The 12461-nt window shown below is 44.0% G+C and carries 12 protein-coding genes; all 12 read right to left on the reverse strand.

Translation table 11 applies throughout. The annotated features are described in order from the left end of the window. Window positions 1-53: 53 nt before the first annotated feature. Complete coding sequence (locus ID12_RS01610; RefSeq protein WP_050826617.1) at window positions 54-869, reverse strand: ABC transporter ATP-binding protein; 816 nt, start codon at window positions 867-869, stop codon at window positions 54-56. Window positions 870-882: 13 nt separating this feature from the next. Further along, on the reverse strand, window positions 883-1698 hold the full coding sequence (nikD, locus tag ID12_RS01615; protein ID WP_197025605.1) for a nickel import ATP-binding protein NikD: 816 nt from the start codon (window positions 1696-1698) through the stop codon (window positions 883-885). Between the two features lie 4 nt (window positions 1699-1702). Continuing rightward, window positions 1703-2536, reverse strand: coding sequence for a nickel ABC transporter permease subunit NikC (gene nikC / locus ID12_RS01620; protein WP_017359202.1), 834 nt, complete (start codon window positions 2534-2536; stop codon window positions 1703-1705). Next, window positions 2533-3477, reverse strand: a complete 945-nt coding sequence (gene nikB / locus ID12_RS01625; protein WP_017368084.1) for a nickel ABC transporter permease subunit NikB — start codon at window positions 3475-3477, stop codon at window positions 2533-2535. The genes nikC and nikB overlap by 4 nt, the downstream gene beginning before the upstream one ends. An 18-nt stretch (window positions 3478-3495) precedes the next feature. Further along, a complete protein-coding gene (gene nikA, locus ID12_RS01630; protein WP_008347738.1) occupies window positions 3496-5115 on the reverse strand; it encodes a nickel ABC transporter substrate-binding protein in 1620 nt (539 codons plus the stop codon). A gap of 164 nt (window positions 5116-5279) precedes the next feature. Next, window positions 5280-6443 (reverse strand): DegT/DnrJ/EryC1/StrS family aminotransferase, encoded by a 1164-nt coding sequence (locus tag ID12_RS01635; protein WP_050826618.1) that lies wholly within the window; start codon window positions 6441-6443, stop codon window positions 5280-5282. After that, a complete protein-coding gene (locus ID12_RS01640; RefSeq protein WP_046344511.1) occupies window positions 6440-7129 on the reverse strand; it encodes an acetyltransferase in 690 nt (229 codons plus the stop codon). Before ID12_RS01640 ends, ID12_RS01635 begins: the two co-directional genes overlap by 4 nt. After that, entirely contained in the window at window positions 7092-7685 is a 594-nt protein-coding gene (locus ID12_RS01645) for a sugar transferase (protein ID WP_050826619.1), read from the reverse strand. The genes ID12_RS01640 and ID12_RS01645 overlap by 38 nt, the downstream gene beginning before the upstream one ends. Window positions 7686-7705: 20 nt before the next feature. Then, a complete protein-coding gene (locus ID12_RS01650; protein ID WP_050826620.1) occupies window positions 7706-9235 on the reverse strand; it encodes an MATE family efflux transporter in 1530 nt (509 codons plus the stop codon). Between the two features lie 28 nt (window positions 9236-9263). Beyond that, window positions 9264-10292 carry a polysaccharide pyruvyl transferase family protein gene (locus ID12_RS01655; protein ID WP_050826621.1) on the reverse strand — a complete coding sequence of 343 codons (1029 nt, stop codon included), beginning with the start codon at window positions 10290-10292 and terminating at the stop codon, window positions 9264-9266. Next, complete coding sequence (locus ID12_RS01660; protein WP_025208004.1) at window positions 10292-11320, reverse strand: glycosyltransferase family 2 protein; 1029 nt, start codon at window positions 11318-11320, stop codon at window positions 10292-10294. Before ID12_RS01660 ends, ID12_RS01655 begins: the two co-directional genes overlap by 1 nt. 27 nt (window positions 11321-11347) lie before the next feature. Next, window positions 11348-12451, reverse strand: coding sequence for an EpsG family protein (locus tag ID12_RS01665; protein ID WP_050826622.1), 1104 nt, complete (start codon window positions 12449-12451; stop codon window positions 11348-11350). Window positions 12452-12461 lie beyond the last annotated feature (10 nt).

Raw genomic sequence — 12461 nt, forward strand, 5'->3', positions numbered from 1 at the left:
GCCTTTCATGAAAAATAGCCTCTCTTAAAAGAGGCATTGAGGGAATGAAAAAGTTAACGAACCGGCCTGCCAATCGTTCGAGACAAAGGGTGGCTGGCGAGCGTTGCCTCCTTCATTTTCAGCACAGCTTCGTGCTCTGATATAAAGAAATCATCCTTCGATTGAAACTGAGCCACAAGTTCACCCTGATCAAGAATCGCTAATTGATCACTTAAATGATAGGCCGCTGTCAAATCATGTGTGATAAATAAGTATGCAAGCTTCAGCTCTTTCTTTAATTCGACTAACAAATCTAAAATGACTGCCTGCGTAACCATATCTAAGCTACTGACTGATTCATCCAGCACAATGAGCTTTGGCTGAAGCACCAGTGCTCTGGCGATGTTGATCCGCTGTAGCTGGCCGCCGCTAAATTGGTATGGGTACTTGGACAAATCCTGCTCACTGAGCCCTACTCTTTCTAACCAGTGAATCAGTATATGCTGACGTTTTTTTCGGGTCATTGGTTCATAGTTTTCAAGCGGCTCAGATAAGATTTGTTCCACTGTCCACCTTGGATTCACCGCTGAATATGAATCTTGAAATACCGCTTGTACATGTCGGCGGAAATGCTGATGTGTCCGCTGATCTGCACGAATGATATCCTGACCTTCAAACAGAACTTGTCCGCTACTCGGCTTCTCTAGTCCAAGGATGATGCGGCCGAGTGTACTTTTCCCTGCACCACTTTGACCTAATAATCCAAAACAAGTGCCTTCTTCAATGGTCAAATGGACGTTTTTCAGGACAGGGGCTCTCCCTTTTGTCCTCATCAGAAACGATCGGCTGCCATATGAATGACTAACTGCTTCTAATTCTATTAAATGCAACGGTCTTCTCACCTCAAATCGGGCAAACAGCTGGAATGGATGGACGAGCTGCTAAAAGTTTCTTTGTATAATCATGCTTCGGGTGTTCAAAAAGCTCAAGAACTTCAGCCTTTTCAACGATTTTTCCTTGTTTCATCACCACGACCTGGTCTGCCATTTCCGCAATCACACTAAGATCGTGGGTAATGAGCAAAATCGCCGTTCCGTATTCATGACGAATTTGATTCAAGTGCTCAAGCACCAGCTTCTGATTGTGTACATCTAATGCGGTTGTCGGTTCATCTGCGATGATCAGAGGCGGATGCATACAGGCAGCCATAGCAATCATGACACGCTGGAGCATCCCCCCGCTTAATTCAAAAGGGTACTTACTCAGTAATTGATCTGGATGCGGCAGGTTCATTTTCTCTAAGGCTTCAATTGCCTGGACCCGAGCCTTCCTTTTACTGACAGATGTATGCCGGCGGATTGTTTCAATCAATTGATGTCCAATTGTCCATACAGGCGTAAAGCTATTCATTGGATTTTGCATAATATATGAGAGATCTTTGCCACGAATAGACCGCATATGCTGTTCACTCAAACCGATCAATTCTCGACCTTGTAGAGTGATACTGCCAGTCACTTCCGTTGTTTTTCGATCAAGCATGTTTAAGATCGACATACTTGTCACCGTTTTTCCGCATCCGCTCTCACCAATTAATCCAACAATTTGACCGCGCTTTACCTCAAATGCTATTTCCTGAACGAGAGAAATGGTTCCTTGCGGCGTTTTCGTATGCACATGCAGGTTCTCTATATTTAAAATAGACTCTTCCAACTGACTCATTCCTTTACACACGACGTTTGATGCCATATTTCTCTGAAAGGGCTTCTCCCAGTAAGTTGAATAGAATGACCACAGCCATAATCACAAGGCCCGGATAAAGCATCAGCTGAGGATTTGTTTGAATATAAGATTTTCCTTCATGGATCATCGCTCCCCATTCAGGCGTAGGGGGCTGAACCCCTAAGCCTAGAAAAGACATGGCTGAAATGTCCATAATCGCCCAGCCCATTTCAAGTGTGCCCACAACCGCAAGTGGCGGCAGTACATTCGGAATCATATGCTTTCTCATGATATTCCAATGGGAAGTACCGCTAATCTTCGCAGCTGCAATAAAGTTTTGTTCCTTTAAACTAAGGACCATCCCTCGAAAGACGCGGGCGTAATACACCCACTGCACAAGCATCAAAGCCAGCACAACTTGAGAAAGCCCTGGTCCAAAAATACCGACTAATCCGAGGATCAGTACCAAATTTGGAAATGCCATGACCCCGTCGCACAATCTCATCAATACGTGATCGATCCAGCCGCCTTTATATCCAGAAATCAGCCCTACGATTAAACCGATAGATAGAGAGGAAACAAAGATTAACAACGCACATCCTAGTGAAATACGAGCACCATATAGAATTCGAGATAAATTGCATCTTCCCAATTGGTCGGTGCCTAGAGGATACTCCCATGAAGAACCCTTTAGCTTCATTGCAAGATTGACAGCCGCTGGGTCATGCGGAGCGATCCATGGTGCACATATCGTCACAATGAGCAGGAGACCGAGCAGCAGCACACAGATCGAGATCATCTTTTGATGATAGAAAAGATGTTTTACTTTTGTCATCATGGCTGGCGGCCTTCCTTTCTAGAAATACGGGGGTCAATGAGCAGCAGAAGAAGATCCACTATCAAGCTGCTTAAGATAAAGATACACGCCGCCATCAACACATAAAATTGAATGACCGGCAGATCCCGGTTAAAGATCGCTTCAATAAAAAATCGTCCAAATCCAGGCCATGAAAAAACAGCCTCTACAATAATGGTCCCTGTGAGCAGCTTGCCAAGATTCACGCCAAGTCCTGTCAGCATCGGTGATATCGCCATTCTGAAGACATGTTTGAACATAATCGATTGTTCCTTTAACCCTCTCATTCTCGCATATTGAACAAAAGGCTCGTGAAGCGTCTCACTCACACTCGCTCGCAATAATCTCGTATACATCGCAATTAACGGCACAGCCAGTGTAATGGATGGCAGTACAAGATGTTCCCATGTACCAACACCTTCAACAGGTAAAAGATCGAGTTTCACTGAAAAAAAGAAGATGAGCAAATACCCCAAAACAAAGGTCGGGATAGATGCTCCTAGGAAGGAAATCAACCGGCTCACATGATCTACAACGCCATTTTTTCTCACCCCGCTGAAAAAGCCCAGTGGAATACTGACACAAATTGCGATCAGCAGACTAGTGAACGCCAATTGAATCGTCGCAGGTATTCGATAGATCACCTCATCAAGCACAGGCTGATTGGTCATATACGACCGCCCAAAATCAAGACGGACGACTTTTTCAATCGTATGAAGGTACTGCATGTAAAAAGGTTCATCTAAACCAAATTCACTTCGTTTTTGGGCTAATACCTCATCAGTAGGCTGAATATGAGCCGCTGCTAAATATGCCTCCGCTGGATCAACTGGTGACAGATGAATCATGCCAGTTGTGAACAGTGTGGCTAGTAGAAATACAGGAATGATAGATAACATTCGTTTGATGATATAGCGGCTCATTTGCTTACCTTCCTTCTGTTACTTCAGCTTGATGCCTGTGAAAGGGTGTTCATCTCGATTCGCAGGGAAATCAAAGTCCTTCACATCTTTTTGATAAACAGCTGTCTTTTTAAAATAAGAGATTGGCACAATCGCCCCTTGATCTTGCAAGGAAGATAAGACGGACGAATAAAGTGCTTTGCGTTTGTTTTCATTTGTTGTCGATGGAATCTCCGTCATTTCTTTGATCAGCTTATCTTTATTCGGATACGCTGAGATCGCCTCTTTGAATCCAAAACCATCTGATGAGACAACGTTCATAAATGTATGCGGATCATACGGCGCTCCGTAATTGCTAAAGAAGTTCATATCAAATTTGTTCGCTTTAAACCGCTGAACCTGCGTCGCCAGCTCGACACCTTCAAGTTTGACGCCAACGCCAATGGCTGCCCATTCTGCCTGCAGTGTTTCAGCCATTGTTTTTTGAATCGATTCTGCTGAGTCATACATCATACTAAACTCAAGCGTTTTTCCGTCTTTTTCGCGTATGGTTTTTCCTTTTGGAAGCGTCCAGCCCGCTTCATCCAGTAAAGCCTTCGCTTTGTCCACATCATACTGGAAAGATTTCACCCGGATGCCTGACGTATATGGCATGTTTGTCGGCAAGATGTGATCTGCTACATCCTCTAAGCCAGAGGTCACACCTTCCACCAATGATGTTTTATTGATCGCATACTGAAGGGCGTGACGCACTTTCTGATCTGACAGCTGATCGACTTTTGTGTTCATGACAAGCTGTCTTGTGGCTACAGGCTCTGACATCTTCGTTTCATACTTGCCGCTCGCCTCTAGTTGTTTAAAAGCATCAAGGCTAATCGTTCCTTCTCCATAAAGTAAATCTACATCGCCTTTTTCAAATGCCATCACTCTTGTTTCAGCATCTGGAATGACCTTCACTTTGATTTCTTTGACCTTTGGTTTCTCTCCCCAGTAGTGGTCATTTCGTTCAAAAATCGCGTAATCATCTTTTTTGTACGTCTTTAATACCCAAGGACCTGTCCCCACTGGTTTTTCGATTCCTTTTGATGTATCTCCGTTTTTCGGAAAACCTGCTTCTCCTAGGAAACGAACAGGGCGCACAACAGCTAACTCCTGAACAGTTGGATAATAAGGCTCAGTTAATGTGAGTTTAAACGTTTGCTTGTCCACTGCTTCTGTCTTTTTGATTTTCTTTATGACACCTAACCAGCTATGTACTTCTTTGTTTTTTAAAATCGTATCAAAATTCTTTTTCACAATGTTCGCATTAAATTTAGATCCATCTGAAAACGTGACATTGTCTCTAAGATGGAACGTATACACCTTGCCATCCTTGGAAACATCCCATGATTTTGCTAATTCAGGTTTAAGCTTTCCATTTTTCTGATAGCTCACCAATGGTTCGTAAATCATGGATTGGGCAAACAATTGTGATGGATTGTATATGTGTGGATTCATTTCGCCAATATCTCTTGGCCATGCCATGGTGATCATATCAGGATGATCCTTGTCTCCACCTGCTCCATTATTTGCTTGAGAACAGCCTACTAGTAAAAAGATCAGTAGGATAGGTAATATTGTATTTATTTTAATTTTCGGAAAATTACTCCAAATAGACATAAGTTGCTCCTCCTAATTGATGCTGATAATCATTTTCATTTTAAGGAGGAAGGACTCTGTTGTCAATATCATATTTGAAACGAAATGACAATATATATTCCTTATTATTCCACAAATTAAGGGATTTGTTAAAAAGAGAGGCAGGCTGCTGATGAACGAGCAGCCTATGAGGAGGGTAATGCTTTCTTTTGCAGGGCGTTGTACAGTGTAGCAATGACAAGCTCCTGTTCCGCGTCTGTCATGCTTGTACCAGATGGCAGGCAAAGACCTGTCTCAAATAACAACTCAGATGCAGGGACTTCATCGGCTGTTGTATAAAAAGGATAACCATGAAAGAGCGGCTGCTGGTGCAGTGGCTTCCATACACGCCTTGCTTCGATCTGCTTTTGTTCTAAAGCATCTATCATCTCTACTGGAGACATCTGTGCATGATGATCAATGGTGAATGTGGTCAGCCAGCGGTTTGATGTGGTGTCTTGATATTCTGGCATAAATTGAAGACCATCAATATCGGCTAAAGCATCTTGATAACGCTCGAAAATGCGGCGTTTTTGCTGAACACGCTCCTCTAACACTTCCATTTGTGCAATTCCTACACCTGCGAGCAGGTTGCTCATCCGATAGTTATATCCCTCCTCTTGATGTTCATAGTGTAGGGCATGTTCTCTTGCCTGTGACGCGAGAAATCGGCATCGGTCGATCGCTGCTTCATCATCACTGACAAGCATTCCGCCTCCTGATGTTGTAATGATTTTATTTCCGTTAAAAGAGTAAACACCGAACCTGCCCATTGAACCGCTTTTTCTTCCTTTATATATACTGCCTAACGATTCAGCCGCATCTTCAATGATTGGCACATCATATGCCTCACACACTGCTATGATTTCATCCATTTTCGCACTTTGTCCGTATAAATGAACGACAATAACCGCACGGGGTCTTTTCCCAAGTCGTTTTGTTTCAGCAAAGGCTTTCTCTAACGCCAGCGGACACATATTCCAAGTCTCTTTTTCTGAATCAATAAAAACAGGTGTCGCTTGTTCATATAAAATAGGATTTGCACTGGCAACAAATGTGAGAGTGGAACAAAAGACCATATCTCCCTTTTGAACGCCAAGGAGTTTTAAGGCAAGGTGAATGGCTGCTGTTCCTGAAGATAATGCCGCTCCTCTCTTCACCCCTGCATAATCCGCGACCACTTGCTCAAATTCATTTACAAGCGGTCCTAATGGTGCAATCCAATTGCTCTTAAATGCCTCCTCTATTTTCATCTGTTCTTTTCCACTCATATGAGGAGGAGATAAGTAGATTCGTTTCCTGTCTCTCATGATTTCCCACCTTCTCTTCGATCTTTGATCTCAATTGCAGGAACGCCTACAGCGACTTTCTGATCATGTATATCTCGGGTCACTGCCGCTCCTGCGCCGATTACTGCCCAGCTTCCAATGGTTCTGCCAGGTATGACAGCAGCCCCAGCTCCAATATGAGCACCCTCTCGCACAGAGACACAGCCGGTGAGCACAGCTCCCGGGGATAGGTGCGTAAAGGATTCGAGAAAGCAGTCATGCTCCACGATAGAACCGGTGTTGATAATGGCATGCTCACCGATCACTGCATCTGCTTGCACAACAGCCCTTGCCATCACAACCGTTCCCCCGCCAACCTTCGTTGACGAGCTCACAACTGCCTCTGGATGAATCAGTGTGGCAAATGCCCTCTCTTCAAATTCGAGACGTTCTTTGATCCTCTGTCTGATTTCGTTTTGCCCAATGGCAATCAGCCATTGCATATCAGGTATTTCATCTCTTACCTTTTGACTCATAGAAATCGGACCATACAGAATGCCGGTTTGAGGGTCAGCTTCCTCAAATCGATCGTCTAATACAGCACACAATGAGTACTCAGGATGCAAAAAAATCAACTCCTGAATGACCTTACTGTGTCCGCCAGCCCCTATTAAGCCAATGGGCTGCTCTTTACGTATCAGTTCCTTTGAATTTTTCAGCTGTTGCATGATTTGGCTGCTGCACCCCTTCTGTTTTGATGACTTTCAGTAAGGTCATCCATAAGATTTTCATATCGAGCCAAAACGATTGGTGCTCTACATACCAGAGGTCATAGGTGAATTTCTCCTCCCAAGAGAGAGTATTTCTCCCATTCACCTGGGCCCATCCAGTGATACCAGGCTTCACAAGATGACGCTTCGCTTGCTCCTCTGTGTACATTTGTAAATACTCCATTAAAAGCGGTCTTGGTCCAACGAGACTGATTTCCCCTTTGAGTACATTGACAAGCTGCGGCAATTCATCAAGACTGAGCTTGCGAATAAAGGTGCCGGTTTTTGTTAATCGAAGATGGTCTGGAAGCAGTACGCCATGTTCATCGCGTTCCTCGGTCATCGTCCGAAATTTATAAAGCATAAACGGCTGTCCGTATAGACCAGGCCGCTCTTGTCGAAACACCACAGGAGCTCCGATTTTCCACCTAATGAGTCCATAGATGAGAAGGAAAAGGGGGCTGCCTGCGATGAGCAGGGTCAAAGCCACGACCACATCTATTATTCTTTTCATCACTGCTTCTCCTTTCCACACTAGCGGGAGACAGCCCGTTCAATAGCAGCTTGTTTCACCTTACGCATGAGCTGTATCCGCTCTTGTTTTGTTCCTGCAAATTGATACAAATAGCCTAAGTAGAGAACGAAACATATTCCGCCAATACAAAATAGCTCCCACCATCTCGTCACATCATACACAGCCTGAATGCCGGCACAGATCCCCCATATGAATAGAGCCCCAAACAGCGGAACGACTGTATGTTTGTAAAAGATGGTGCTTTTCTGTTTCGTGATCTTGGCTGTATACAATGGGAGAAAAACGATATTTTTCATCAATAAAACAACGGCCCCTGCTGATGCAATGCCATATAACCCAAGCTGAAGTAGGTGAGTCAGTCCATAGGCTAACAGGACATTGGAACCGCCTAATATGAGTGTCACAACCGCCGGCACTTTAAATCGGTTAAAGGCAGTCGGTACATAGGTCAGCGGTAAAAACATCAACGTGAAACACAAATAAGCCGCATGAATCATCAGCAGCCATTTCAGCTCCTCAAAGGCTGGTCCAAGCCATAACAGCATGAGTGGACCGGCAAGACCTCCTAACAGAGCTGCTGGGAATGCTACAAATAAACCACTCCATTTCATGGCATTGGCGGCGTATTGAATGAGCCCCTGCTCGTCTTGGTTTGAATATAATTTTGTGATCGTTGGCGCAAACACAATCGCAAGTGTCCCTGCAAGGGTGCGCAATAATAATGGAAATTGTAAAATGGCGGCATACTGTCCAGTCGCTTCTGCCCCAATCAGTAAGTTGGTCATCAATAAATCGATTTGTAAAAACAACAAAATGCCCATTTGCTCAAATGAATGCCACACCCCTGATCGAACCAGCGTGAGACTTGAAGATAAAGAAACGTACCGCCACTTAAACGAAAACCAAGGAATGAGTTTCTTAAAATAATAGAGACCCATTCCCAAAGCGGCGAGACTCCCCATAACGGCTGCAAGTGGAATATGCCAAATAGCTGGTGTCGTCACGGTAAATAACAGCACAATCACAAGCGCCCTGCCAAACATCTGAATGGCCTGTCCAACACTCGATACATATAATTTGTTCGCATAAAACGGTGCCGCCCCAATACCAGACATGACGAAATTGAGCATAAATAAAAGACCCCCTAACACAAAGGCGATCTGTGTATCTTTTGCAAGATGAGCAGGCACATGGAGCCAATCAATCAGCTGCTGAGACATGAATAGACAAAGTAAAAAAAGACAGATGGATAAAAAAAGAGAACTGACAAAATAGGAAGCGAGATAGCGCTGCGCTTGTTCCATCTCTCCTTTATGAGCCGCAACAGAAAAAAAACGCACCACCACAGCACTTAATGAAGCCGTAATGACCGATAAATAATTGATCATATTTTGCGTCAGATGAATCAGACCAAACGCTTCCACTCCAAGTGTATGAACAATGTAAGGCGTTAAACAAACAGACATCAGCATCATCAAGATAAACGTCATCACATTTGCACTGACATTGTAAAGAAACGCACGGTTCATGGTGATTTCACGCAGTGTTTAAGGGCCTTCATCCAGCTTCCTCTCCCTTTTGTCCGCTTGTTTTCATATGCTGATGAATGGCCTTTTTCACCGCTTCCTCCGTTGGTTCCTTCAAAAGGGTCATAAACGGCAAGTGCGCTACCCATTCATATCCTTCCATGACTTTATGATCAAACGACCTGATGACAACACACGGTGTATGTGTGATCGCACAAAAGATCATGCCATGCAGTCGATCTGTCACGACGACTTGTGCCTGTCTCAACTGCGTCCATAACGTGGATAATTCCTCTAAACGAGTCGTTCGATTCACTCGCTTACCAATGGTCGTTGTGATAAAACCAACTTGATCATACGTTTCTTTGATATGCTCCTGCAGTTGTTCTCGTTTCTCTTTCGTGAGATATGCCTCCTTATCCTCACGCAGACAAAGCAGCACTCCTTTACGGGTTTGACTCTTTGATGTTTCGTCTAATGTCAGGACCATATCAGGCTGTTTCCACACCTCTTTAGCAGGAAAATGCTTCTTCATCCATTGATAGGTGGTTTGATCTCTTGCCATCAAGAGAAGCCTCGGGTGTTGCTGATATGCTTGAATAGCGCGGCGTTCTTCTCTTTTCCCTCTCTTTGTTTCTGTAAAATGAGCAGTAGCGGGCAGCTGAATGACGGGATAGGACTTAAAGGCGTTCATGATAAATTGTCTTGTCCATTCTTCATATCGGTATAAATCGCCCATGTTGCCCCCGCCGATGATACAGACAATGTCCTCTGGGTGCCGCGCGTGCTTCAGCGGACGTGCTAGACGATACATCTCCTGCATGTCTACTTCTATGATTTGATAGTCTGGAAAATGCTTTTGTAAAAAACAGCAGCTGGCATAGGCAATCGCGTGATCACCTAAGTTGTCATGTGCCGGCAGCAGCGTGAGAATGATTTTCTTCTGATGACGCAGCTCTGGCAGTCTTTGGCGGCTCAACCTATATTGAAGTGGATACTTGACCTTTAAGAGCAGCCACTCTGCGGCATGTGCTTTTAATTGCTGCAATGTCACACTCATCACCCCGATTTTCTCGTTTGATATTCAATCCATTTTTGATAGCTTGAAGCTGCGGCAGAGAGCGGATACACCCACTGCATCCTAGCAAGGAATAAGATCATTCGCTTGCGCACAGTCAGCTTCGATGGTTCCACTTGTTTCACAGCCTTCTGAAAAGCTTCATGTGTCACCATTTCACGCATATGACCAAGCTTTTTTTGAAAGGAAAGGGAATTTTGGCTCTTCCATTCATTGAGCATACAATGCAGCGTATGATTCACGATAAAAAAATAAAAAGCCTTCTCATATGGTGTCAGCTCATCATGCTCTTTTAAAAACAAACGCTGCGCGTCATAAAACGCCAGTCCATGCTGAAAATACTGCTTTTGATATCGCTGGACAATGGATGACAAATGAACCCGGTAATAATAAAGCGGCTCATGAACAAAGGCAATGACACGTGATAAAGAAAAACAGCGCAGCGTGACATATTGATCTTCAATATTCTCAAGCTCACCTCTCAACGGAAAACGGATATGATGCTTTTCGATAAATGCCCGCCGATACAGCTTATTCCATGAGAATCCCGTGATCTCACCATGTAATAACGATTCTATTAAACTTGTCTTATCGGCTTCCTGCTGAGCTAACAGCGTCGTCGGTATGATCCGTTTTGACTGTTCAAACTGAATCCAATATTCACTGACAACAAGATCGGCACCGGTATTTTCGGCTTCTTGATATAAAGCCTCACAGTATTGAGGAGCGAGAACATCGTCTGAATCAACAAAGGCAAGATACGTTCCTGTTGCTTCTTCTATGCCCCTGTTCCTCACCGCTCCCAGCCCTTGATTGGTTTGGTGAATCACCCGAAATCGCTCATCACGCGCAGCAAACGCTTCAAGGATGTCTCCACTGTGATCGGTAGATCCATCGTTAATGAGGATGACCTCTATATCTGAAAAGCTTTGGTCTGCAATCGATTGAAGACACTGCTCCACATATTGACTAGTGTTATAGACTGCGACCAATAGACTGATAGCTGGCATGACAGCAAGCCCCACCTTTCTTCAAATCTACTTTGTAAAAATCGTTCGGTACGGTAAAACAGAAGAATCAAACGGCATCAGCATGATGCTGTACAAAATATAGCAAACCGCAATTCCGATATACATAAAGAAATTGGTTCGCTGATCAAAAATCCGTGTGAAATAAGGCAGTAAAATGAGCTGATACAGACCAAAGTAAATATGAAATCTTGCATAAATGACATCCTTCGTTGCAAGGATGCCAAACAAAAATCCAAGCAAGCAAAAATTCACAATATAATCACTCTCTGGCGTCAGCTCACGAAGTCGTTTTCGACAAAAGAACGCAAGCAATAACGGCAAAATCAAGACACCAATTTTCGTCACATTCATTCCATTCGTATTCGTTGTCAGCCACTCCTCGTAATGACCATAAGAACTCCCTTGCAGCATCACCACAAACACGGAGACAAAGCGGTCATACAGAGCGGTTAAGCCTAGAAAAATCATACATAACACAAGCATCATCCAAGACCATGCCTTTGTTCTGACGATGAAATAGACTGGAATCATAATGAGTGCCGATGAATGAAACAGCGCGCATACAAGCACGAGCGGAAAATACCATTTCCACTGACCTTTGATGACAAAATGGATGGCATAAAAAAGAATCGCTGCCACCATATACTGCCGCATGCCATTAAACGAAGCGTAATAATGAAATGTGCCGAGAAATAGTAGCATACTAAGCTCAAATGGCCGTCCATATCGCACAAGTGTTTTGATAATAAAAAAATAGGTGATGATCCCAACTGTGATATACATGATTTGCGGCTCATGTGACAGTTGATTGAGCATCCACAAGATCAATGTAAAGCCCGGATCAGTGGCGGCCTTGTCTACACCGAATCCGAAAATATGCCAAGGCTTGTCATAGTTGACGGAGAACTCATACATTTGTCCATAGGTGACGAAATCAGTTCCTACTTTGTAACGTATGCCCGCCACAATACAAAGAAATAAAAACGGAAAAAACACCAGAAGCTTGTTCGGCCGCCAGCCGCTTTGTATGGTATCATCACGTCTGCCATAAAATGCAGCAAAGCTCGACCATAAATAGACCATGATCATGTTCACCAAATAAACCGCCATCTGCCAATCC

Origin of the sequence: Bacillus altitudinis (assembly GCF_001191605.1) — a bacterium.
Lineage (GTDB): Bacteria > Bacillota > Bacilli > Bacillales > Bacillaceae > Bacillus > Bacillus altitudinis.